At 36.6% G+C, this 24,623-nt stretch carries 25 protein-coding genes; 12 read left to right on the top strand and 13 right to left on the bottom strand.

Features of this window, described 5'->3' with window-relative positions:
- Positions 1-78: 78 nt before the first annotated feature.
- The 4 genes from MT390_RS18340 to rpoE are packed head-to-tail and all read right to left on the bottom strand — an operon-like array spanning position 79 to position 2,650.
- Positions 79-516: a SoxR reducing system RseC family protein gene (locus tag MT390_RS18340; RefSeq protein WP_499442595.1), complete on the bottom strand. Its 438-nt coding sequence runs from the start codon at positions 514-516 to the stop codon at positions 79-81.
- A complete protein-coding gene (locus tag MT390_RS18335) occupies positions 516-1,520 on the bottom strand; it encodes a MucB/RseB C-terminal domain-containing protein (RefSeq protein WP_166373087.1) in 1,005 nt (334 codons plus the stop codon). Before MT390_RS18335 ends, MT390_RS18340 begins: the two co-directional genes overlap by 1 nt.
- A gap of 8 nt (positions 1,521-1,528) precedes the next feature.
- Positions 1,529-2,059, bottom strand: coding sequence for a sigma-E factor negative regulatory protein (locus MT390_RS18330; protein ID WP_166373088.1), 531 nt, complete (start codon positions 2,057-2,059; stop codon positions 1,529-1,531).
- A gap of 12 nt (positions 2,060-2,071) precedes the next feature.
- On the bottom strand, positions 2,072-2,650 hold the full coding sequence (rpoE, locus tag MT390_RS18325; protein WP_499442593.1) for an RNA polymerase sigma factor RpoE: 579 nt from the start codon (positions 2,648-2,650) through the stop codon (positions 2,072-2,074).
- A 168-nt stretch (positions 2,651-2,818) separates the two neighbouring features.
- Between rpoE and nadB the strand changes: the two genes are divergently transcribed.
- Positions 2,819-4,447, top strand: a complete 1,629-nt coding sequence (nadB, locus tag MT390_RS18320; protein ID WP_166373090.1) for an L-aspartate oxidase — start codon at positions 2,819-2,821, stop codon at positions 4,445-4,447.
- A 2-nt stretch (positions 4,448-4,449) separates the two neighbouring features.
- Here the strand turns inward: nadB and MT390_RS18315 are convergent, their stop codons facing one another.
- Both MT390_RS18315 and MT390_RS18310 read right to left on the bottom strand, forming a co-directional pair.
- Positions 4,450-4,905 carry a protein YgfX gene (locus MT390_RS18315; RefSeq protein WP_166373091.1) on the bottom strand — a complete coding sequence of 152 codons (456 nt, stop codon included), beginning with the start codon at positions 4,903-4,905 and terminating at the stop codon, positions 4,450-4,452.
- On the bottom strand, positions 4,877-5,128 hold the full coding sequence (locus MT390_RS18310) for an FAD assembly factor SdhE (protein WP_166373092.1): 252 nt from the start codon (positions 5,126-5,128) through the stop codon (positions 4,877-4,879). The genes MT390_RS18315 and MT390_RS18310 overlap by 29 nt, the downstream gene beginning before the upstream one ends.
- A 158-nt stretch (positions 5,129-5,286) precedes the next feature.
- Between MT390_RS18310 and ygfZ the strand changes: the two genes are divergently transcribed.
- The 4 genes from ygfZ to MT390_RS18290 all read left to right on the top strand — a co-directional run bounded on the left by ygfZ (position 5,287) and on the right by MT390_RS18290 (position 10,110).
- Complete coding sequence (gene ygfZ / locus MT390_RS18305; protein ID WP_499442591.1) at positions 5,287-6,264, top strand: tRNA-modifying protein YgfZ; 978 nt, start codon at positions 5,287-5,289, stop codon at positions 6,262-6,264.
- A 210-nt stretch (positions 6,265-6,474) separates the two neighbouring features.
- Positions 6,475-8,997, top strand: a complete 2,523-nt coding sequence (locus tag MT390_RS18300; protein WP_166373094.1) for a class I adenylate cyclase — start codon at positions 6,475-6,477, stop codon at positions 8,995-8,997.
- 146 nt (positions 8,998-9,143) lie between these two features.
- Positions 9,144-9,425 carry a met regulon transcriptional regulator MetJ gene (gene metJ, locus MT390_RS18295; RefSeq protein WP_166373095.1) on the top strand — a complete coding sequence of 94 codons (282 nt, stop codon included), beginning with the start codon at positions 9,144-9,146 and terminating at the stop codon, positions 9,423-9,425.
- Between the two features lie 373 nt (positions 9,426-9,798).
- Positions 9,799-10,110, top strand: a complete 312-nt coding sequence (locus tag MT390_RS18290) for a hypothetical protein (RefSeq protein ID WP_166373096.1) — start codon at positions 9,799-9,801, stop codon at positions 10,108-10,110.
- An 83-nt stretch (positions 10,111-10,193) separates the two neighbouring features.
- Here MT390_RS18290 and MT390_RS18285 read toward each other — a convergent pair whose 3' ends face one another.
- Positions 10,194-10,817, bottom strand: coding sequence for a bifunctional 4-hydroxy-2-oxoglutarate aldolase/2-dehydro-3-deoxy-phosphogluconate aldolase (locus MT390_RS18285; protein ID WP_166373097.1), 624 nt, complete (start codon positions 10,815-10,817; stop codon positions 10,194-10,196).
- Positions 10,818-10,847: 30 nt separating this feature from the next.
- The gene (gene kdgK, locus MT390_RS18280; RefSeq protein ID WP_166373098.1) at positions 10,848-11,783 is read right to left on the bottom strand and encodes a 2-dehydro-3-deoxygluconokinase; all 936 of its coding nucleotides are present in this window, start codon (positions 11,781-11,783) and stop codon (positions 10,848-10,850) included.
- Positions 11,784-12,389: 606 nt separating this feature from the next.
- Here kdgK and MT390_RS18275 point away from each other — a divergent pair.
- On the top strand, positions 12,390-14,528 hold the full coding sequence (locus MT390_RS18275) for a heparinase II/III domain-containing protein (protein ID WP_499442588.1): 2,139 nt from the start codon (positions 12,390-12,392) through the stop codon (positions 14,526-14,528).
- Between the two features lie 2 nt (positions 14,529-14,530).
- Positions 14,531-16,711, top strand: coding sequence for a heparinase II/III domain-containing protein (locus MT390_RS18270; protein ID WP_499442587.1), 2,181 nt, complete (start codon positions 14,531-14,533; stop codon positions 16,709-16,711).
- 189 nt (positions 16,712-16,900) lie between these two features.
- On the opposite strand, the gene MT390_RS18265 is transcribed toward MT390_RS18270, so the two are convergent.
- The 4 genes from MT390_RS18265 to coaBC form a co-directional block, all read right to left on the bottom strand.
- Complete coding sequence (locus MT390_RS18265; protein ID WP_166373101.1) at positions 16,901-17,614, bottom strand: FadR/GntR family transcriptional regulator; 714 nt, start codon at positions 17,612-17,614, stop codon at positions 16,901-16,903.
- Between the two features lie 473 nt (positions 17,615-18,087).
- Positions 18,088-18,972 carry a small-conductance mechanosensitive channel MscS gene (mscS, locus tag MT390_RS18260; RefSeq protein WP_166373102.1) on the bottom strand — a complete coding sequence of 295 codons (885 nt, stop codon included), beginning with the start codon at positions 18,970-18,972 and terminating at the stop codon, positions 18,088-18,090.
- A gap of 20 nt (positions 18,973-18,992) precedes the next feature.
- Positions 18,993-19,595 carry a nucleoid occlusion factor SlmA gene (gene slmA / locus MT390_RS18255; protein ID WP_166373103.1) on the bottom strand — a complete coding sequence of 201 codons (603 nt, stop codon included), beginning with the start codon at positions 19,593-19,595 and terminating at the stop codon, positions 18,993-18,995.
- Between the two features lie 440 nt (positions 19,596-20,035).
- A complete protein-coding gene (gene coaBC / locus MT390_RS18250) occupies positions 20,036-21,274 on the bottom strand; it encodes a bifunctional phosphopantothenoylcysteine decarboxylase/phosphopantothenate--cysteine ligase CoaBC (protein ID WP_166373125.1) in 1,239 nt (412 codons plus the stop codon).
- Between the two features lie 126 nt (positions 21,275-21,400).
- On the opposite strand from coaBC, the gene radC reads away from it, so the two are divergent.
- The 4 genes from radC (at position 21,401) to MT390_RS18230 (ending at position 23,137) form a co-directional block, all read left to right on the top strand.
- Positions 21,401-22,078, top strand: a complete 678-nt coding sequence (gene radC / locus MT390_RS18245) for a RadC family protein (protein ID WP_028869452.1) — start codon at positions 21,401-21,403, stop codon at positions 22,076-22,078.
- Between the two features lie 135 nt (positions 22,079-22,213).
- Entirely contained in the window at positions 22,214-22,450 is a 237-nt protein-coding gene (gene rpmB / locus MT390_RS18240) for a 50S ribosomal protein L28 (protein ID WP_028869451.1), read from the top strand.
- An 11-nt stretch (positions 22,451-22,461) separates the two neighbouring features.
- Positions 22,462-22,617: a 50S ribosomal protein L33 gene (gene rpmG / locus MT390_RS18235; RefSeq protein ID WP_025562982.1), complete on the top strand. Its 156-nt coding sequence runs from the start codon at positions 22,462-22,464 to the stop codon at positions 22,615-22,617.
- Between the two features lie 67 nt (positions 22,618-22,684).
- Positions 22,685-23,137 (top strand): hypothetical protein, encoded by a 453-nt coding sequence (locus MT390_RS18230; protein WP_166373104.1) that lies wholly within the window; start codon positions 22,685-22,687, stop codon positions 23,135-23,137.
- 54 nt (positions 23,138-23,191) lie between these two features.
- On the opposite strand, the gene MT390_RS18225 is transcribed toward MT390_RS18230, so the two are convergent.
- Positions 23,192-23,701, bottom strand: a complete 510-nt coding sequence (locus tag MT390_RS18225) for a hypothetical protein (protein ID WP_499442583.1) — start codon at positions 23,699-23,701, stop codon at positions 23,192-23,194.
- 92 nt (positions 23,702-23,793) lie between these two features.
- Here MT390_RS18225 and mutM point away from each other — a divergent pair, with 92 nt between their 5' ends.
- Positions 23,794-24,606, top strand: coding sequence for a bifunctional DNA-formamidopyrimidine glycosylase/DNA-(apurinic or apyrimidinic site) lyase (gene mutM / locus MT390_RS18220; RefSeq protein WP_499442581.1), 813 nt, complete (start codon positions 23,794-23,796; stop codon positions 24,604-24,606).
- Positions 24,607-24,623 lie beyond the last annotated feature (17 nt).

The raw sequence follows: 24,623 nt of genomic DNA, 5'->3' as shown, positions 1-24,623 counted from the left end.
AATTAAGGTTTTTTATGAAAATTTTTCTGAAAGCTTATTTAATAAACAGATTGATTAAATAAGCACAATTTTGCGATGTTATTTTGTACTGATCAACTTACTAATACTGTTATTAGGGTAGAGCTTAGATGACACAGCTTTAGCGATAAGTGTACCAATAAATAATGAAAGTAATGAAATAGCGATCACGAGGGGCTCATTGTTGGTGAACAAGTAACTAATTGAGCAACCAGAAACAAATAACAGTAGAGGAATGATATAGACAATCATTGAACTTTTAACGATATCTTTATTTTCAATGAATAATTCTATTGACTCTTTAATTTCCATTCCTTGTTTATAGGGCATCGATAGATGATGAGCTCTATTTGTTAGCCCTTTCGCCACAACGCCAACCCCACAGTTGTCGTTACTACTACAAGATTTGCATGCAGACTTTGAAATACACTCTACAACTACTGTTTTTTCACCATTAATTTCTTTGATGTCAATAATGCGTCCAGTTTCTTGAATCATTATTTTACAGCCTTAATTGAAGATGCAATCTTTTCCGCTGTGAGCAACGGAATTTCGCCGATCACGTTAACTTCAACATTTCCCTGTTGTTTTGTATACAGCAAGGTCCCACCACGTTGAATAATATTTTGTTGCTTTGTCAGGTTGGTCATTTTGGTTGATATGTAAATAGACACTGAAACAATGCCATCATTAAGCATAATATATGAAATAGGATCAGTATCATGGACCATCAGTTTATGTTGGTCATCTTTTATAATTTTAAAGCCTGGAGGCAACCAAGTTAACTCCCATGGAGCCACATCTTTTACTGTAGTTTTAGGTAAATGCAGTACGTCAGGTGCTTTCTGATCACTCATCCTTTTAATCCAAGGATTAATTGACTCAGTGACATTCAATGAAACAACCATAGTTTGTTCAAGTATCAGGTTAGATTTGTTAATTGTTTCCAAACGCAGTGGTAAATAACTACCTAGATCCAACCAAATAATATAACTATAACGGTACATATCTTTGCTTGTCATTCTAATAGCAATAGATTTTTTACCTGCAATTCTGCTTTTTCCTAAAATAAGATATTCATAGTTTTTATTGCCGCTATCAAAATCAAAATTAGCAATATTGGCAAACACACTGTGGTCTCGATTTGTGACTAAGCTATAGGCTTGATTACCCTGTTGGTAATAGCTTATTTTACCATCAAATTGTAAGGACTCACGTATCCCGCCATTTAGATAACTAAAATATGCAATACGTTGTCCATCAAGAACACCATGAATAAGTTGTTTAGGCTCTATTTGATTTTGTGCTGTATTAAGATAGAGCAGCTCATAATTTAATTCTTTATAAGCTTGCTTCATCTTTTTTAAATAAGTTAACGCTGATGGTTGAACTTGTTTTGTTATGGTTTGTTGTGACGTTTCTTCTTGACTCGCAAGTAATTGCGGCGAAACTAAGAATACAATTACTGAAAATAGTACAACTAAAAATGATCGATGTTTCATCGTTAACCTTAAGGCTGTACTTGCAACTGTAGCTGATGATCTTTAAGCAGCGCTTCTAAATGTTCATTACGCTCTTTGATACCACTTTTAGTTTGTACGGGTGTAGCTTGTAAACTGACTGGTGCAGCAGCGCCACCAAAAGGTACAGTATTAAGTACAGGTGTCACACTTGGGTCTGTTACTGCATTTTGATTGATCATTAAACTACTGACCACTACAACGCCAGCCACTGAAGCTGCAATTGCATATTGCCCAAAGCGCTTCATAAAAGGCACAACATTACTTTCTACCTTTTCAGGTGTAGCAATCGGTACAATTTTATTATCTTGGGTTTCATTAACAATGGCCGCCATTACGCTGTCGGTAATATCAATTCGTAAATCCAAGCCTTCGCTTTCGTCACGCATTACATCGCCGATTAATTGATATCTTGAAAACTGTTTCTGTGACTCAGTATCATCAAGAATATGTTTAATCACCATGTCATCATGCAACTCATTATCAATGAGTGTTGATATATCTTGTGAGTATTCTTTCATTATTAATTCCAATTAATTTTCTAATAAAGGTTTTAACTGTTTATCTATCGCTTCACGTGCTCTGAAAATACGAGATCTAACGGTACCAATTGGGCAATTTTCAATTTGCGCAATTTCGTCATAACTCATGCCTTCTAGTTCACGTAATGTAATTGCTGACTTTAACTCGTCAGGCAAATCTCCAATCACTTTTAAGATCACTTGCTTTACTTCCTGAGAATGTAAAATAGCCTCAGGGTTTGCATCATCTTTTAAAGCTCCACTGCCATCATAGCTATCTGCCTCTTCTGCATCGATGTCTGATGCTGGCGGGCGGCGGCTTTGACTTGTTAAATAGTTCTTAGCTGTATTCACTGTTATTCGAAACAACCAAGTATAAAAAGCACTATCACCTCGAAAGTTGGGTAATGACTTATACACTTTAATAAACACTTCTTGTGATACATCTGGTATATCACCAGAGCTGCGCACGTAACGTGTTAATATATTGGACACACGCGTCTGGTACTTACGTACTAATAATGCAAATGCTTGTTGCTCACCATTTTGTATACGCTGTATTAATTGTAAATCTAATTCACGCTCATTCATTGAGCTTTTCTACCTATATTTATAGTGAGCTATCGATTCTCACAGTTATGACTTTTATAAAAAAAGAAAGTTCCAAATAAATTCAAAACAAAGGGATTTTTGGATAAACTCCATGAGTACTCGGAATTGTTAGTTAATCATTTTATCCAAAATAGAGCATATAATGCCATGGCAGAAAATAAAACAACAACTGAACATCAATATACTTGTGACGTTTTAATTATCGGAGCAGGCGCAGCCGGTTTATCTTTAGCATTAAAAATAGCCACTCACAGCGATGTGAGAGTATTAAGTAAAGGTAAACTTTCAGAAGGTTCAACCTACTATGCACAAGGAGGTGTTGCTGCTGTTTTCTCAGATGATGACAGTACCGACTCGCATTTTGAAGATACGCTTGTTGCCGGTGCAGGTTTGTGCGACGAAGACGCAGTTCGTTTCACAGTCAATAATGCTAAAGCAAGCATGCAATGGTTAATTGATACCGGCGTTAATTTTGATACTGAAGTTAATGACCAAGAAGAAACACAATACCACCTTACTCGTGAAGGTGGTCACTCTCACCGTAGAATCTTACACGCTGCAGATGCAACGGGTCGAGAAATTGAAGAATCATTACTGTCTGCAGTCAAAAAACATCCTAGAATTACTTTAATGGAAGGCTTTAATGCCATTGACTTAATCACCACTCGAAAATTAAATCTCCCTGCTAATAGAGTATTAGGTGCTTACGTTTGGAACCGAACAGCTGAACGTGTCGAAACGATCAAAGCACACTTTGTGACACTAGCAACCGGTGGGGCGAGTAAAGTATATCAATATACTAGTAACCCTGATGTTTCTAGCGGTGATGGTGTTGCATTAGCTTGGCGTAGCGGTTGTCGCGTAGCCAATATGGAATTTAATCAATTTCATCCAACTTGTTTATATCATGCTGACGCTAAGAACTTCTTATTAACAGAAGCATTACGCGGCGAAGGAGCGCTGTTATTACGCCCCGATGGCACTCGATTTATGCCGGATTTCGATGAACGTGGCGAATTAGCACCGCGAGATATTGTTGCACGTGCAATAGACTACGAAATGAAGCGTTTAGGTGTTGATTGTATGTACCTAGATATTAGCCATAGACCTAAAGAATTTATTGTTAAACACTTTCCGACAATATATCGCCGCTGCCTACTACTTGGCCTTGATATTGCTCACCAACCAATGCCAATTGTTCCAGCTGCGCATTATACCTGTGGCGGTGTCATGATTGATCATCATGGGCAAACTGATATCGATGGCCTATATGCCATTGGAGAAGTAACCTATACCGGCTTACATGGAGCAAATCGATTGGCTTCAAACTCACTGTTAGAATGTATTGTATACGCACATGCTTGTGCCAAAGATATTCTTAATCGTATCCCTTTTTATGAGAATAGAAAGTTTGCAACCATTCCAGATTGGGATGATAGCCAGGTTGAAAATTCAGATGAACAAGTAGTTATTCAACATAACTGGCACGAATTACGTTTATTTATGTGGGATTATGTTGGAATTGTACGTACCGATAAACGCTTACAAAGAGCATTACATCGCGTTGAACTTTTACAAAGCGAAATATCTGAATATTATAGTAACTTTAAAGTTGGTAACAATTTACTCGAACTAAGAAATTTAGTTCAAGTAGCTGAATTGATTATAAAAAGCGCCATACAAAGAAAGGAAAGTCGTGGTCTACATTATAACTTAGATTATCCTGAGCAAAATGGTGATCCAAAACCAACTATTTTAAATCCAGATAAAAACTAGTGTTAACTGGTGCTGTTGATGAGCCGCGCAAGTAACCGATACTCGCTATCAGTAACACTATCATGAAACACAATAAACCACTTCCTAGGTTTATTGTGTTTATGTTTGTTGTGCTTATCGCTCACGAATAATGCATGGTTCACTTCTACACATAAGAATAAGACCCAGCCATTATAAAATGAGCGCGCACTGATATCGCCAGTAACCTTAATGGGTTGATTAATTTCAATCTCACCGCTTTCGGATAATCGACTTGAAAAAGGCAAAAAGGGTAAGGAGTAAACAATATAGAAGGCCGTACTCAAATAAGCCAGTAGACATAAAAGACTAACCCACCCTATTCCCCATAACAGGACGAACAAAAAAGCGATGGCCAAGAAAAAGAACATCGCCAAAGCTTTGGCGATGAACGAGGGTTTATTGTGAATATTATATTTTAACGCGCTTGAGGATGACATCTACAATTTCTGCAAGTTCAGGATCAGGACAAACTTCATGCCCCATAAACCAAGCAAATAATTCAGGATCTTCACATGTTAATAAACGGCGAAAATATAATTTATGTTGATCACTTAACTCGCTATAGGCCTCTTTTACAAAAGGCATGAACAATACATCAAGCTCTAACATACCACGACGACAAGCCCATAATAAACGAGAAAGAGAAAACTCTTCTGGCATGACTGATACTTCCTTTTAAAAATATGAAAAAATGGAGGAATTTTATATAAAGTGCACAACATCATAACAACAACATTTTATTAACAGCAACTACTGACAAAATAGGTTGTGAGCTATAACATTGTAAAAAACAAATTCGTCCAATAATGAGGCCAAACATGCTAACACTTAGTCAACTTGAGAACATTAGCCAACTACCCGACTTAGTTCTTTGCCCACTTAATAGCTGGGATTTAATCAGTGTAACAGGCGAAGACCGTGTTGCCTTTTTACAAGGCCAATTAACCTGTGATTTAGAAAAATTAATTCCCGGTGAACAAACTTTAGCTGCCCATTGTAATCCTCAAGGTAAAGCATGGAGTGTTGCACGGGTTATTATTTTAGAAGATCGTATTTTATTAGTTCAACCCAGCTCTGTATCAACGGTGCAATTACCGGAATTAAAAAAATACGCCGCTTTCTCAAAAGTAACCATACAAAAAGAAACAGAGTACCAAGCATTTGGTTTAGCGGGATGTAAATCTGCACAATATATCGCAGAGCAAGTAGATACTGCTGCGACTCATGATAATAGTCGATTACTTGAGACTGGAACAGTACTAATAAAGCAACCTTACCCTTCATTACGCTATTTAGTGATCATGAAAAATGAAGCTGCCGAAGAATTATTACTCGACTTAAAAGATAAAGCTGATGTCTTCGATGATAGCTTATGGAATGCCATGAACATTGCTGCAGGCACAGGTTTTATTCAAGCAGAAACCTCTGCACAATTTGTTCCGCAAATGCTTAACCTACAAGCACTAAACGCGATTAGCTTTACAAAGGGCTGTTATATCGGCCAAGAAACTGTTGCACGAGCTAAATACAGGGGAGCGAATAAACGCGCCTTATTTATTTTGACAGGACGCTCACCAGTAAGCCCAAAAACAGGACAAACAATCGAAGTATTATTAAATAATAACTGGAAACGAGTCGGCACTATTATTTCTGCATGCCAATATGGAGATGGTCATATTGAGCTTTTAGCCGTTCTACCAAAAGACACCAATCCTGCAGATATTTTTCAAGTAAAAGAGATTGAAGGCTCTACTCTTTATTATGCTCCACTTCCTTATCAAATTACTGAAGATTAAAAATAAAATGGCCTCTGGTATTCTAGGGGCTGTCTTTATTTTCTGATACTTTCAAGTTATCAAACCATACCTGTTACCGCTCCAAATGCATTATTTTTTTATACCGGAGTGCTAACGGGTATATATTTCCAACAACATGAATTAATGCTATTATGGTCACACTTTTTTTATGGTGAAGTGTGATAAACACCAGTATTAATGGAACATAGCTTGAATCAAGAAATCATCCAATTACGTGACAAATCAGACGAGTTTTCTCGGCTACGCGTAAGATCTGCTTTAGCGTTAATGAAAAAAGATGAAGCGGATGTTTTTCAAAGTTTTCCATTATTACTCCACTTTAATACCCCTTCAATGCCCGGTTATATCGAAGGCGATGTGCCGACCGGTATTTGTCAGTTTAGCCCAACCAAAAAACACCAACTATTAGCTCAACAATTATTTGCTACCGAATTACCTGATAATGAAGCGACACATTGTGAAATTATTGGTTTATATGCAATGGGTAGTACGTCATCTATTGGGCAGTGCTCTGAAAGTGATTTTGATGTTTGGATTTGTTATTCACATACTCTTGACAGCAAACGCGTTGCGTTGCTTCATAATAAAGCATGGGAAATAACTTACTGGGCGGAAAGCTTAGGTGTCGAATTAAACTTCTTCCTCATCCCTGATAATAAGTTTCGCGTTAACAATCAATCAGAACTAAGTAATGAGTCTTGCGGTACCTCGCAACATATGTTGCTCTTGGATGAGTTTTATCGCACCTCTTTGCGTGTCGCCGGTCGACGCATTTTATGGCGTCAAATCCCGCACCAACATGAACAAGATTATGATGAGTATGTAAAAATGCTACATCAGACAGGTCAAATCAATATTGACGATTGGTTAGATTTAGGTGGGTTGCATTGCGTGCCCGCGGAAGAGTTATTTGGTGCCACGTTATGGCAATTGTACAAAGGTATTGATAACCCTTATAAAGCAACATTAAAAACTATTTTAATGGAGGCTTATTCTTGGGAATACCCAAATACTGAACTAATTTCAACCTCCTACAAAAAAAGCTTTCAAGAACAAGATTCCTATGATGAAGAGTTAGATCCTTATTGCTTAATGTTAAAGAAAGTGAGCGATTATTTAATCAGTATTAATGATTTACAACGCCTAGAATTAGTTCGAGTCTGTTTTTATTTTAAAACAGAAGAGATGATATCTAAGCCTTCTTGTAATGATAATAGCGCTTGGCGCCGAACTATATTAAACAAGCTGATTAAAGAATGGGGTTGGACTGATAATCAAATAGCAGACCTAGATAATCGTAATAATTGGAAAATTCGAGAAGTACAACAAGCCAATGATTTACTACTCGACTCGCTAATGCTCAGTTACAGCAATCTGATTAAATTTGCACGTGACAACAATATTAGTGAATCAATTAGCGCCGAAGATATTGGGATTTTATCACGTAAGCTTTATGCCGCACATGAAACGTTACCAGGTAAAGTCGCTATAATTAACCCTAATATTTCGCCTAACTTGATGGAAAATAACCTCAGCTTAATCCAAATTCCAGAACACCGAAAAAATAAAGCGGGTTGGTACTTATTTAACAGTACGTTAGATACCTTTGAGTTAGCCACTACTCCTTGTATTGGTTATTCTCCGTATTTGTCAAAATTAGTAGCTTGGAGTTATGTAAATGGACTTTATGATGAAGATACAATGCTGCATTTATATAACCAAGGTTCTGATTTAGTAGATAAAAACCTTAACCAATTTGCAAAAGATTTATATGCAGTTTTTCCTATCTATGAACCTAAAGCAAGTGATAAAGCATTAAGTGCCCCCTGTGCGATTAAACATTTATCAATATTCTTAAATGTAGAAAAAGACCCGACACGACACTGGCAAGATACTGAAGAAAGTGAGCTAAACCAAATTGATAATGTAATGGCCTATGGCGAGCACAAAGAAAGTTTGATAGGTAGTATCGACTTTATCTACCGGAATTCATGGAATGAAGTGCGTACCTTACACTTTAATAGTCAATTCTCAGTCGTTGAAGCATTGAATACCATTCTTTCAAAAATGCATCAAGATGCATCACCGCCTAACCAAATTGATTTATTTTGTTATAGCAGACATTTTAGTGAACAAATATGTCAATCTTTTGGAAGTAAGTTGAATGAGTTTATTCAATTGCGCTTACATACTGTTCATACCCGCTCCGTACAAACATTATGGACCGGTGGTAGAAAATTTGGCTTTTACTTTGAACGTAAAGGCGTTTCACTACAGCACTTAGAAAGTGCAGTAGATATCTATAGCCATATTTCTAAAAAGAAACTATCGGCGAGCACTGTAAATTTAAAGAATACACACTTTGATCAAACAGCCAATGTGATCGAATCCCATATCAGTGAAGGTCTGATTCAGTTCTTCTTTGAAAACTATAGCAGTGGGTTTAATGTTTATATTGCCAATGCAGAAAATGATATTGAGACATTTTTAAACTTTGCAGGATCTAAAAATGAGTTTGTACAGAACGTAAATCGTTTTTATGCTTCCAACAGCCATGTTTCCAGTCAACAAGATGATCAAATTAACTTTAACTTGCCACAGTTTTATGACATTACTCTAAATGAAGATAAAACCTTATCTTTAAATCCATTTAAAAGCGTAACACTTACCACTTCTAGTGAAGATTTACTGTCTGCACTTAGTAGCCAATAGCCCCACTGTAAAATTAAGCATTTACTTCAGCTCAAATTAAAAAAAGTAAGCATTAGATTGCTAGACTTCTAGCCCTCTTTACGTTCAGATTGCTATGTTAAAAGTCTCAGGGTAAAATGAAGCATATTTTTTAAAAGGTTATTATTATGTCAACAAAATGGAATGGTGAATATATTAGCCCTTATGCTGAACACGGCAAAAAGAGTGAACAAGTAAAGAAAGTGACGGTATCTATCCCTACTAAAGTCCTTAAAATATTGACCGATGAGCGCACTAGACGTCAAGTTAATAACCTACGTCACGCGACTAATAGCGAATTATTATGTGAAGCATTTTTACATGCATACACAGGGCAACCGCTGCCTGAGGATGATGAGCTAGATAAAACGCAAACAGCGCTGACAACGGACACACTAGAGAAAGAATAAATACTCCATTAGTAGCAAAAAATGCACTAGCATACTGCTTCTTTGTTGTAGGCGCCCACTGATCTTTAATTATCAATATATGATATGACAGTGTAAATTTAACGCTCGCCACCTTGCCGAAAACTGGCGAGAAGCTTTATAATAAAAAATATCAACCTCAAATTGATCTCTTCACATGCACTAAAATAATTTACCCATTATAATTTTTGTTAACTACAATTATTGATGATAATTCAGGCCATAGTCGTTGGCCGTAATGAGAGCCGTAAATATATTCTATGATTATGAATTATTTCATCGATTAACGGATTAATTGAAGAGAGGCATGAATAGTCCTATTCAATTAACAGGCATGCTTTAAATGGGGGTAATAGTGCAAGATTTTATTCAGTATATTATTTTTGGAGGTGGTTTATTTGCCGCTCTCTCTCTTTATTATTTTACATTTCATCAATCACCTAATGTAGAAAATTGGCAAGATCTGCCTTATTTGGAAGATTATTTAAAAATCCATCCTGATTGTGAAATCAAAGGGAAAAAAAATGTTAAATGTTGCTACTGCCATTCAGATAAGGTGCAATATAAAGCAGCAAAATCAAATAAAGAACATCATTATCTACACTTTTGTAGTGCTTGCAAAAAAAACTTATTTAGAAGCCGTACGTTAAACCCTAGATTCGCATAAAAAGTGCAATTTATAATACTGAAAAAAAAGCCTCGATTAAATCAATAATCAAGGCTTTGTTTATAAAAGTCAGTAGTAAGTAATTAAGCTAGAGATGCAACTGCTTCTTTAACTAATTCAGCAATTTTATCCCACTCACGATTATCAACTAAATTCGCAGGAACCATCCAAGTACCACCACATGCTATTACTGCATCAATATCTAAGTAGTTATTGATATTAGATGGTGAAACACCGCCAGTAGGCATAATGTTTACTGGGTAAACAGCGGTTAGTGATTTCAACATTGCAACACCACCAGAAGGTTCAGCAGGGAAGAATTTAACGGTATCTAATCCCATTTCCATTGCTTGCTCAACTAAAGATGGGCTATTTATACCAGGAATAATTGGCATATTACGTTGTTGACAGTATTTAACCGTTGTTGGATTAAAACCAGGGCTAACCACAAAATCAACACCGGCATCAATTGCAGCATCAACCGTTGCAGTGTTTAATACAGTACCAGCACCGATTAACATATCAGGAAATGCTTCACGCATATTTTTAATTGCTTGTGCAGCAGCAGGCGTACGGAATGTGATTTCTGCACAGGGCATACCATTTTCAACTAATACTTTACCTAGTGGTACCGCATCGTCAGCATCTTTAATTGCAATAACAGGGATAACTTTTAGAGCTTGTAGTTTTTCATTTAATGTTGTCATTTTTAATCCTATTGAATATTTTAATAAACTTTAATCGACAAAAGGTGCTGTATATTGCACATCAATTAACGCACCTTTATGCTGAATAACTGTACCTGCTAACTGGTGACCTTTTTCAGCCGCAACAATACTTGACTCACCTAATATACGTTTTGACATATAACCTGCAGCAAAAGAGTCACCAGCAGCCGTTGTATCAATTACATTTTCAGGAGATATTTTAGTCGCAGCAACACTGGTAGACTGATCACCTGTAACAATTAAACACTCACTGCCACCCTGCTTAATTACAATCTCTTGCACACCTAAAGCGCGCGTACGGGCAAGGCAATCTTCAATACAAGTATCACCAAAAAGTGCTTGTTCATCATCAAAAGTTAACAAACCTGTATGAGTAACAGAGAGAATTCGTTTAAAACTTTCGGCGGCTTGCTCTGCAGAATCCCACAATTTAGGTCGGTAATTGTTATCGAAATAAACTTTACCACCATTCGATTTATAACGACTCAATAGATCATAAAGTTTTTCGCGACTCTGGAGCGGTAAAATTGCGAGACTAATACCAGATAAATAAATTGCATCCTGAGCTAGCAATTTTTCAATAAGTTCATCACTCGCTGTTTCAAGCCAATATTTTGCAGCGGCATCATCGCGCCAGTATAAAAAGCTACGTTCGCCAGTTTCATCTGTTTCAACCATATATAAACCAGGTTGCTTAGTAGCAGAGCGTTGTACAAACTGAGCATTAATACCTTCTAAAGACCAACTATCAATCATTTCTTGACTTATTTTATCCTGACCTAATGCAGTAACGTAACTAACATTAACGGCTTTACCTTCGCTTAAGCGCGATAAATAAACAGCGGTATTTAATGTGTCACCGCCGAAGCTTTTACGCCAAACACCATTAATTTCTTGCAATTCAATCATACATTCGCCGATTAAAGCGATATTTAGCTCACCCATTAGTCACCTCTTTTATAAAAAATGGAACCATTACTACCCTCTACTCATTAAAATTATTACTCATCTCAGAGTTATTTCTGGTTTTATTTATAAAATCAGCAGTTTATTTTTAATAATGTAAAAGCATTTTATGCACAAGTTACTTCACTGTGCTTATCCATATTATGGTATTGGTTGGAGTAAACTGTTTTCAATTGCTTAACTCAACCTTATCTCTGTTTGTTTCCGTTCTTTAAATAGGGTTTAAATTGTACATTACGCATGCCATTTTGTAATACAAAAAGACACTATGTGTGATCCAGATCATCAGCGAATATAACAATCAAAATAAACACTTTAAGATCAAAAAGATAAAATAGACCAAATTATAAAAGTTTAATCTATCAATTAAACATATCTCTAAAATTTATAACCAACCCATTGAAAATAAGCAGCTAAAAAATTAAAAAAGAGGAAATAAATAATAATTTAATAGTGAGTGTTATACATTTAAAAGTATAAAAATAGAGATCTCATTCTTAAAAATAAAAAAAACTTATGATTTAAAGCCTTATTTGTATTACTTTATAACATGAATCTTTTACTTAAATATGCAATGAGGTAATAATGTCTAGCAACGTCAACGCAGTGCTTATGGACCAACAAGAAATCAAAGCAATCCAACAACAACTTGGTAAGCAAAGTTTAATGGGGCGCAGCCTTGATGCACTTATTATCGATACAGATAACTACCTTTCTTTAGTCATTGATGTACCAGGTCACAGCCCTGCAGGCGGTTATGCACATAATAAACATCAACAAAATTATAAATATATTGATCAAGCAGGTCGTTTATTTTTAATCACTGGTGAAGAAAAGTATGCACAATTTGCAGCAGATCTATTAACTCAATATGCAGATAAATATTTAGCACTAGGGTTTCAAGTACAAAGAAACACTAATCCACCAGGGCGTTTGTTTCACCAAATGTTAAATGAACATGTTTGGTTATTATATTCGAGCTTAGGTTATAGCTGTATTAAACACTGGTTAACTGAGACACAGCGCAAACACATTATTGAACAATTATTTGAACCCATGTTAGAAGTAGCAACGGTCAAATATGACTTTGATTTTGATCGCATTCATAACCACGGTGTGTGGGCAGTTGCGGCAACAGCGGCATGTGGAGCAGCAATTGAACAAGAGAAATATATTGATTTAGCGTTACATGGTTTAGCTGGTGATGACATACAAGGTGGCTTTCTTGCACAACTAAGCAATTTATTTGCGCCTTCAGGTTATTACATTGAAGGGCCTTATTACCACCGTTATGCGATTCGTCCTTTATGTTTATTAGCGGAGCTAACTCAACGATACCGTCCAGAGTTAGATATATTTAACTTTAAAGGCCAAGTGATTGGTAAAACAATTCAATCTTTATTATTTACTGCTTACCCGAACGGTGTATTCCCATCATTAAACGATGCTTCAAAAAGCATGGATATTAAAGATGAAGGTGTAGTGATTGCCGTGAGTTTATATGCAAAACATTATCCTGAAGATACAAACTTATTTGGTATTGTTAAAATTCAACAACAAATTTGGATCAGTGGTTGTGGCGTTGCTTTATCACAAGCTTACCAAGCACAAGACTCAGTTGAAACTCCTTGCTTACCAAGTGTTGAGTTAAGCGAAGGTCCTAATGGTGACAAAGGTGCACAAGGCTTTATTCGCATGCAAAATACAAAGGGTGATATTAGCCAACTCGTGATGAACTATGGTCAACATGGTATGGGACACGGCCACTTCGATACATTAGGGATGACTTACTTTAATAACAATCAAGAAGTATTACGTGATTACGGGTTTGGGCGTTGGGTGAACATAGAACCTAAATTTGGTGGTCGTTATCTTGATGAAAATAAATCTTATGCGCGCCAAACTATCGCACATAACTTAGTATCTGTTGATGCTAGCTGTCAAAACAACTTTGATGTTGATACAGCTGATAGTAAACACGGCACGCCGCACTTCTTTGTTGGTCACGGTAAAACACAAGCAATGAGCGCTTATGCTGTTGGCTTTTATCCTGGTGTTGACCAACAACGCTCACTTATTTTAATTGAGCATGAGCAATTAGAAAAACCACTGTTGATTGATTTATTCCGATTAATCAGTGAAGAAACACATCAATACGACTACTCCCTACAGTATCAAGGTCAAATCATTCGTACCAATGTTGAGCACAAACAACACGCAATATTAAATCCAATGGGTGATGATGCAGGTTACCAACACTTATGGAACGAAAGTGAAGGCCCAGCAGCAAAAGGCACAAATTTGGTCAGTTGGTTACAAGGTAGCAGTTATTACACATGGTTAAGTGCATCCTCTTCTGACGATACTTTATTCTTCACTCGTACTGGTGCTAACGATCCATCATTTAACTTACGTAGCGAAACCAGTTTAATTTTACGTCGCGAAGCTAAAAATGCACTATTTGCTAATGTGATAGAAACGCATGGTTACTTTAATGAAGCGATTGAAGCTAGCTTAGATGCACGCGGTAAAATTCATTCAATTAATATTGTTGGTTTTAACGACGATGCAACCGTTGTCGATCTTGTAGGTGACGGTATTGCACTCACAGTGATGGTTAATAATGACCGTAATGCAACAGCTGACAGTCAAACAACTATCGAATTTAATAATCAATCGTACAGCTTCCAAGGTTTTGTTGCTGTAGAAAGTAAAGAGGTTTAATCATGAGTTACCAACCATTACTAATGAGCTATGAACAAGCAGCTGACTTACGTCAATACGTAGGCACTGACTCACTAATTGGTCGCTCTATTGCTGAAGAAATTGAAGCACTTGAAGCTTACATGCCAATGGGTATTGAAATTCCAGGGCATGGTGAAGCAGGCGGTTACGAACATAACCGTCATAAGCAAAACTATATTCATTTAGACTTAGCGGGTCGTTTGTACTTAATCACTGAAGATAAACGTTACCTAGACTACGCAACAACCATGTTAGTTGAATATGCAAAGGTTTATAAGCATCGCGAGTTGAACATTAGCCGTGACTCGAATAAACCAGGTCGTTTATTTCACCAAACATTAAACGAAAATATGTGGATGCTATATTCATCGTGCGCTTACTCTTGTATTCGCCATGAGTTAACAGAAGATCAACAACAACTTATAGAAAATGACTTGTTTAAAGTCATGCTTGAAATGTTTGTTGTCACCTATGCCGAGAACTTCGATATTATCCATAACCACGGTTTATGGTCAGTAGCCAGTGCAGGTATTTGTGCTTACGCTATCAATGATCAAGCTACAGTCGACAAAGCAATCTATGGCCTAAAAGGTGACAGTGTTTCTGGTGGTTTTATTGCACAATTAACGCAATTATTCTCGCCAGATGGTTACTACATGGAAGGTCCGTACTACCACCGTTTCTCACTACGACCAATCTTCCTGTTCGCTGAAACCATTGAACGTCGTCAACCAGAGGTCGGCATCTACCAATTAAAAGATGAAGTGATTAAAACAACTGCATACGCAGTCATGTCCACAGCATTCCCTAATGGTACGTTACCCGCATTAAATGACTCATCTCGTACAATGGACATTAAAGATCTAGGTATTTTATTAGCGACTAACATCTGTTTCGACCGTTACGAGCAAAATGAAACATTATTAGCGATGGCTAAACACCAAGACCATGTTTGGGTTCATAACACTGGCGCAGCCCTATCTAATGCATTAGATAGCAATGCCGAAGTAGCAAACTTTAACTGGGGCAGCTTAAGTCTCACAGATGGCGCTGAAGGCGAGTGTGGGGGAGTAACGATTCTTCGTCATCGTGATGCCAAATCAGACGATAGCATGGCGCTACTTTGGTACGGTCAGCATGGTAGTGATGCAAAACTTCACTCGGCATTAGATCATGGTCATTTTGATGGTTTGCATTTAAGCCTATTTAATAATAACCAAGAATTCATTAATGATTACGGTTATGGTCGTTGGGTTAACATCGAGCCTAAGTTTGGTGGTCGTTACATTCCTGAAAACAAAAGCTACTGTAAACAAACTATTGCGCACAACACCGTTGTGGTTGATCAAATTAGCCAAAACCAAGGTAGTACAGCGATTGCACAACAGCATAATGGCGAAAAGCATTTCACTCTATTAGGTAATGAAACAAGTGATAGGAAACTACAAGTAATGAGTGCATTTGCTCGTGATTACTATGCTGGAGTTGACCAACAACGTACGGTTATCATGCTTGAGTCTGAAGAGTTTGAAAAACCATTGATTATTGACCTATTCCGCATCATCAGTGAAGAAGAGCATAGCTACGATTATCCTGTTCATTACAAAGGCCAAATCATTCGTACTAACTTTGAATATCAAGCACATAAAAGCTTAAGCACAGTAGGTGATGACCATGGTTACCAACACCTTTGGAATCTTGGTCAAGGTAAAGTAGAGGGTTCATCACTAACAACTTGGTTAATGGGAAATAGTTACTATTCATTGATCAGCAGTGCAAATAAAGACAGTGAAGTTATCTTTGCTCGTACTGGTGCGAATGATCCTGACTTCAACTTACGTAATGAGCCAATGTTCATTCTTCGCCAAAAAGCAGCCAACCATTTATTTGCTAACGTATATGAAACACACGGTTACTTTAATGAAGCGATAGAAGCGAGCTTAAATGCACGAGGACAAGTTGATTCAGTTACCGTGTTACATGCAGATGATACCGCTTCTGTTATTAGCCTTAATCTAATGGATAACAAGCAAATTAAAATCTGTGTAAGTAACCTTATCGATGTAGATAAACATACTCAAAATAGTGTACTCATTAAAGATGAAGTGATTACTTGGACTGGGCCTATTGCAATATTTAATGATTCGATGGCAAAGCATTAATAGCCATCTGTAATAGATAACGTTTAATAGAGAATGTGTAATGAATAGTAGGCATTTATTACCATTGTGAAGTACCTTAATAAAAGTGAAAAACCGCTGTTAGTCATAAACTAACAGCGGTTTTTTTCAATCTTAGCCTGCTACCAATACTTGTTAAGTAATCACTAGCTAAGCAATAATTAAGTAATATTAATTGCTAGTAGGAAGACGATGATTAGTGTTTTTCAATAAAATCGCATTTGCTTCGCGCGCTTTATCTGCATCACCAGCCATAATGGCGGAATAAATGGCACGATGTTCACCAATACAAGTACCGCCCTTCTCTGAAGAATGGCTGATGAAACTTCTAAACATGGTGCATAAGACGTTGGCAAACGGTAAATAAAAGCTATTACCCGTTGATAAAAAAACAAGGCGATGAAACTCCATATCAACTTCCATCCATTTTTGCGCATCGAAGTTTTTAGAAATATAATCCATTTGTTGAAAAGTCGCAGATAACAAAATTCTTTGTTGTGCCGTTGCGTTTTTTGCAGCAAGAGCCGCAGCTTCAGGTTCAATGGCTTTTCTTAATGCTAAAAACTCTTGGTAAACGACTTCGTTATCACCAAGATCAATAACCCAATCCAGTAATTGAGCATCTAAAAAATTCCAATTTTCTCTACTTTTAACACGCGTACCAACTTTAGGTTTAGATTCTAATAAACCCTTTGAAGTTAATAATTTAATGGCTTCACGCAAAGCTGTACGACTAACACTAAATTGCTCACATAAGACCATTTCACTAGGAATAATCTCATTTTGAGCCGCTTCACCAGATAAAATTTTACGTGCAATTTCACGTGCAACTTGAACATGTAGGCTGCGTTTTGATCCTGCAATCTGTATGAATGGGTTATGCATAATTTCTCTTTTCATTTAACAATCAAGGTTTATTATAGGATAAATATAAATGGTTAGATATAATTAACTAAGCCAACAACTGTAAGCGATTAATGTTATACCTAGTCAATTTTTATCTCATTATTTAATGACTGATATTATCTATTGACGGATTATCTATTGATGATTTCGCTATTGATTAATTAGCTACTGCAGATACTACACCACTTCTCTATTCACAACATATTTTTTGTGGGCTTTAACCTTGATTCAGAGAATCATGGTTAAAGAGTGTAGGCGAGATCAAACTTATATGCTCATTACTTCTCAAAATGAATTGTTTTCAAAGATTACAGATCACGATATAAGTCCTTAAATATGGCAAGTTTCTAATTGTAAAACACTAAAAATAATTACAAACAAATAAATAGACACTGCCAAAAATAAAAAACCAGCTTAAAAAGCTGGTTTTTTATTCTGGTAATAGTGATGCACTACTTATCCATATGCACATCCATTTGTGGAAATGGTATTTCAATTCCGGCTTCATCTAAAGCATTTTTAATCGCTTCCATTAATTCAAAGCGAACAGGCCAATAATCAGGTCCGTTAACCCATGGACGAACCACCAAGTTCACACTTGAGTCGCCTAACTCCGCGACTGCAACTTGTGGTTCAGGAGACTTTAAAACAGCATCATTGGCTTTAATAACAGCTTCTAACACAGCTTTTGTCTTTGCTAAATCTGCGTTATAGCTCACTCCGATAATTAAATCGATACGACGCGTAGGTTTACGAGAATAATTGATTATATTACCACCTAAAATGGCTGAATTAGGCACTACAACATATTTATTATCGGCCGTAGTTAATGTTGTTGAAAATATCTGAACAGACTCGACAACTCCCGCTGTGCCTGCAGCTTCAATATATTCCCCAGCTTTAAATGGGCGCAAAGCAATAATCAAAACACCCGATGCAAAGTTAGATAAAGAACCCTGCAATGCTAAACCAACAGCTAAACCAGCAGCACCAATAATCGCTACAAAGGAGGTAGTTTCAACGCCAATTCGCCCTAATGCAGCAATAACAACAAATGCAATAATGACATAACGTACCATATGTGAAACAAAATCAACGATCGTACTATCTAACTTACGCTTAGTTAGAATCTTATGTAATGTGCCAGCGATAAAACGAGCAACCATCAGGCCCAAAACAAGTGTTGCAATGGCAAAAACAATATTCATACAATAAGCAATAATAAGTTCTTGATTATCTGCTATCCACTCTACGCTATTGTTTAATACGTCCACATTTTGTTCAATCGTATTGGCAACTGCATCAACTGCCGATGCAACACTTCCTTCCTGTGACATTATATGACTCCTCTAATTAATTAACTTTGTAATAACTGCTTATGAAAAAACAGCCATTGACTTTTAAAATGCTGAGTTGGTTTTTGTTTGAATTGAGAACGAACGAATTGATTAATACGCCCTTCTATATAGGCCAATAACAAATTAGCTAAGACACCTTCATCCATATCAAATTTTTGACCATCTGATGTAGGACGCTCGCGCAGCGTTTGTTTTAATTGGGTTTCAAGTTTAGAAAAAACATGTTCGATACGGTGTTGTAATCGTTCATTTTCCCCTAACAATGCATCACCACTTAAAATACGTGTAATGCCGGGATTTTGCTCTGCAAAGCCCAATAAAAAATGCACAATATGTTCAATTCTCACAAAGGTATCTTTCTTTTGCTCTTTGATAAGGTTGATCTGACTAAAAATAGCGCTTTCTGTAAAGTCAATCAAACCCTCAAACATGCGCGCTTTACTTGGAAAATGACGATATAAAGCGGCCTCTGATACTCCCACTTCTGCAGCTAATTTAGCCGTTGTGATACGTTGACCAGGTTTTCCTTCAAGCATAATAGCTAGCGCACTTAAAATATCATCCTTTCGGTTTGCTTTTTTATTATTGTTTTTTGCAACCATCTTAATAACTTCCTTTGTTATCTTTACTTATCTTTTTATTTTTATTGTCATTATTTTTTTTGTAACTATTTATCTGAATGCACAACGCCACTTTTACCACGATCTGTTTCCTCAAAAATACTCACCACGTCACTACTATTTTTATAGTGATTGAAAATTAACCGCCTCATCATTTAGTGATCATTAGGTTGAACGCTAATTAACTATCGGTGCAACAACAAGGCATCAATATTCATTAACACCTTCATAACCCCCCCATAAAATCAATTATTTTACGCTATTTTCATGATCAAACCACTAAAAGCACATTAGCGATGATTAGTGCAGGGGCAGCTATATGAATTGCAATCTTTGTCTAACTCAACAATGTTGAAATACAACTTAGTCTCTATTACAGTAAAACTAAAAAAGCGCATAACTTGCTTTAGCAATAAGTGAGTTTAATTTGTGTCGTTACTAGGGCCTTGAGAAGCAGATTTAAACTGCTCACTAATAACTTTAAGTAGCTGAATAGCAACTTCTTTCTTGCTACTTAATGCAATATCAAAACGCTGTTTTTTAGAAAAAACAGTCAATGCATTATTATCGCTATTAAACCCTTGATCACTTATTGAAACATCATTTGCAGCAATTAAGTCTAAATTTTTACGTTGTAGTTTCCCTAATGCATAAGCCTCTACATCATTTGTTTCAGCAGCAAAGCCCACGCAAAAAGGACGATTAACTGACTTCGCCACATCGGCAATAATATCTGGATTTTTAACCAAGGTTAATGTAATTGAATCAGTACCACTTTGTTTCTTCATTTTTTCATCATGGACTTGCTGTGCACGATAATCAGCCACTGCAGCACAAGCAATGAATATATCTGCATCAACAATTGAAGCAAGTGCTGCTTGATGCATATCAATCGCACTTTTTACATCTATGCGTTTAATATTAGAAGGTAGAGTTAATTGAACTGGTCCAGCAATTACGGTTACATTCGCGCCCATATTTGACGCAGCTTGCGCCAATGAAAAGCCCATTTTTCCAGAACTATGATTACTTATATAACGCACAGGATCGATCGCTTCTTGGGTTGGTCCCGCAGTGATCACAACATTAACACCTGCTAAAGACTGATCCGCAGGCGCAAAAAATTTACAACATAATTGAACCAAGTCAGGTACTTCAAGTAAGCGACCAGGACCAACGTCTCCACAGGCTTGTAAGCCTTGAGCGGGCCCCCATATATGTAACCCTCGAGCTTTTAATACTTTTAAATTTTCTTGTGTTGCAGCCGCTAAATACATCTGTTGATTCATGGCTGGAGCAATCGCAATAGGCGATGGACTAGCTAAACATAAAGTTGTAAGCAACTCATCGGCCATGCCAGCGCGTAAACGAGCAATCGCATTAGCAGTTGCAGGTGCAATTAAAATTAAATCAGCCCATTTAGCTAATTCAATGTGACCCATACCAGCTTCTGCTTGGGGATCTAATAAGTCATCGTAAATGACATGACCGGAAACAGCTTGCATCGTTAAAGGGGTAATAAACTGTTTAGCTGAAGCAGTCATTACAATACGAACTTGCGCGCCTTGATCAATTAAACGACGGGTTAATTCAGCACTTTTGTAAGCAGCAATCCCACCACAAACACCCAACAGTATCTTTTTCCCTTCAAGGGGTAATATTGACAACATAAGCTTCTCAACAAAAATAATAAAAAAATGGGCGTTACAATAGCATAAAAATATTACGCAATATGTGACAACTTCAACTAGATTTAAGGCTCTTATCTTTTATTGAGGTATTCAAATTTGACATCAATAAAACAATGGCCAAAACAAGAGAGGCCTCGTGAAAAATTAATTCAGCAAGGTGCAAATAGTTTAACTGATAGTGAATTATTAGCTATTTTTTTGCGTACTGGTTGCCAAGGAATCGATGTCGTTACTTTATCTCGCCAATTATTAACTGATTTTGGATCTTTACGCGCTTTATTTTCCGCCTCTGAAAGCGATTTTTGTGTACATAAAGGATTAGGACAAGCTAAATATGTACAATTGCAGGCTGTACTAGAAATGTCGCGTCGTTATTTACAAGAACCTTTGATGAAAGGGGACCCTTTAACCAGCGCAGCACAAACACAACAATTTTTAAATGCAAAAATGCGAGATTACCCCTATGAAGTCTTCGCCGCATTATTATTAGATAGCCAACATAGAGTTATTCGCTTTCACGAATTTTTCTTTGGTACCATCAATAGTGCCAATGTACATCCACGTATTATCGTGCAAAAAGTATTGCAGGAAAATGCCGCAGCCGTCATTTTGGTCCATAACCATCCTTCAGGTGATCCAACCGCCAGTGAATCAGATAAAAAGATAACTGAAAAACTAGTGAATACACTGCAATTAATTGATGTTAAAATACTGGACCATTTCATCATTGGTGATGGAAAATACACCTCATTTGCGGAAAAAGGGTGGATTTAAAGCATTTATTGTCACAATTGTTGATCTTTTAATCTCAATCATGTATAAAATGCGCCCTCGACGCCTTTGGCGACGGCTAAAAAAGGTGTTCGACTATTTTGCTCGAGTAAAACTAATATTTTTGGAGATTTCGACATGTCTAGAGTATGTCAAGTTACAGGCAAGCGTCCAGCTGTTGGTAACAATGTATCACACGCAAAGAACCGTACACGACGTCGTTTCTTACCTAACCTACAAACACACCGTTTTTGGGTTGAGAGTGAGAACCGTTTTGTTAAATTACGCCTAACTACTAAAGGTATGCGTATCATCGACAAAAAAGGTATTGATTCAGTTTTAACTGATATCCGTGCTAATGGCGTTAAAGTTTAAGGAGCTTACAAATGCGTGATAAAATTCGTTTAAATTCAAGCGCTGGCACTGGTCATTTTTATACTACTGATAAAAATAAAAAGAACATGCCTGAAAAGTTTGAAATCAAAAAGTTTGACCCTGTAGTACGTAAACACGTTATCTACAAAGAAGGCAAAATCAAGTAATTTTGATTTAACCTTAAAAAACCCAGTTTATACTGGGTTTTTTTATACCTACAAAAAAGGAATTAGCATGCGCTTATCCAAAAAAGGCTGGAATAATGTACTTATTTTTGGTGTTTTGCTGATCATCTTTATCTTTAACTTCAGCCAAGAATTGCGTTTATCTTCCAAAACATCACAGCGTCACGTGATTGCTAATGACTTAACCATTGTAGAAATAGATACACCTGATTATGTAATAACTCGTGTAGGTCGAAATTGGCAAAGTAAGCCCAATAGAGGCATTTCCAGCACACAACTACAGAATGTAGTGAATAACTGGCAAACAGTTCCCCTTGATGTGTTAACGCTCCAAAGCTTGCCTACTTCAAGTTTTATTATTAAGTTTTTTGTCGCTGAACAAACGCAACCAATTATTGTGCAACTCCACCAGCTGCAAGATGACCAGTATATATTGCAAGTCGATGAACAACTTTTTCTATCATTACCCGCGAAACAGCTGACACAATTTTTAGGTCAGTAGTCCTCGGGTTGAAATAATTGGCTTCCTTTTTAATTAAATTCATAACTTAATTAATTATGATTTACGACTTAAATCTCGTGCGAGTATTAGTGATAGACCGATCATTTGTAAGAAAATAGACCAATTCCGTAAACTCGATATGGATTTTTTATATATGCCTTCTCTCTCTTTGTAATCTAGGTTGGTTAAAAAACGTTGATCGATCTGCTCTCTGATAAGATGTTGGTATTGATTGATTTCTCTATTTACAAACTGAAAATCATTTAATTCTGTGATGCTAAGTTTACGTTGTAAGTGAGCGGCAAAAATAGAAGACAATACAGGTATCAGCGTAGGTTTAATTTCTCCCTGTTGAGTTAACAATAATAAGGTATCTCTTTTTTGTTCAATGGCTTCCATTTGAGACCACAACAATTCAATTTGATTACTATTTTCAGTAGCTCGCATATTAAGTGCGGATAACTTTTCATTTTTTTCTTCAATAAAAAAATGTGTCACTAATGCAGATGAGATATTAAACACTAACCCAATCATTACGATCGCCCAAGTAGGAATATTCTTCATATTATTTCCTTTTAGCATTTACTAATTTTATTAATTGCACTTATTATGCGAATCTAGGGTTTTAATTAATTTTATTTAATAACGAGATCAAAATGCCAGAATTACCAGAGGTAGAAACTAGCCGTCGAGGTATTAGCCCACATATTGTTGATCAAAAAATATCCGGTGTGGTACTCCGTCATCATCAACTGCGCTGGCCGATTCCCAGTAATTTATTGATTCTATTAAAAAATAAAATTTTATTAGCAGTAGACCGACGAGCTAAATATCTACTGCTACGCTTTGAAAATGGCACCTTACTGATCCACCTTGGTATGTCTGGTAGTTTGCGTATTTGCGAATTAGGTGATTCACCTCAAAAACATGATCATGTTGACTTTGAGTTTCAGCATTGTTTATTGCGTTATAAAGATCCCAGACGTTTTGGTGCCATTTTATGGTTAGGCGAAGCACCACAGGAATGCCCTTTATTAAGCATACTCGGTCCAGAACCATTGTCAGAGGAGTTCACTGCAGAAATGCTTTATGAACAAGCTAAAAATAGAAAAATACCGGTTAAACAATTTATTATGGAACAAAAAGTAGTGACTGGTATAGGTAATATTTACGCAACGGAAGCCTTATTTAGTGCAAAAATAAGCCCCATTAGAGCGGCTAACAATATTAGTTTAAAGCGTTATCAACTATTAGTTATTGCCATTAAAAAAATCTTAGAAGAGGCGATTAAACAAGGTGGAACAACATTGAAGGACTTTGTTGGAGGAGATGGTAAACCAGGTTATTTTCAACAAACGTTACATGTATACGGTAAAACAGGGGAATTATGTCCCGGCTGTGATAAACCATTAACATCAGTGAAATTAGCAGCCAGAAACAGTGTCTATTGTAGTCACTGCCAGCATTAAAAAATAAAGGCCTGTTG

The organism is Vibrio sp. 2-Bac 85, assembly GCF_037546705.1.
GTDB lineage: Bacteria > Pseudomonadota > Gammaproteobacteria > Enterobacterales > Psychromonadaceae > Psychromonas.
This window is presented reverse-complemented; position numbering and strand designations above follow the sequence as displayed.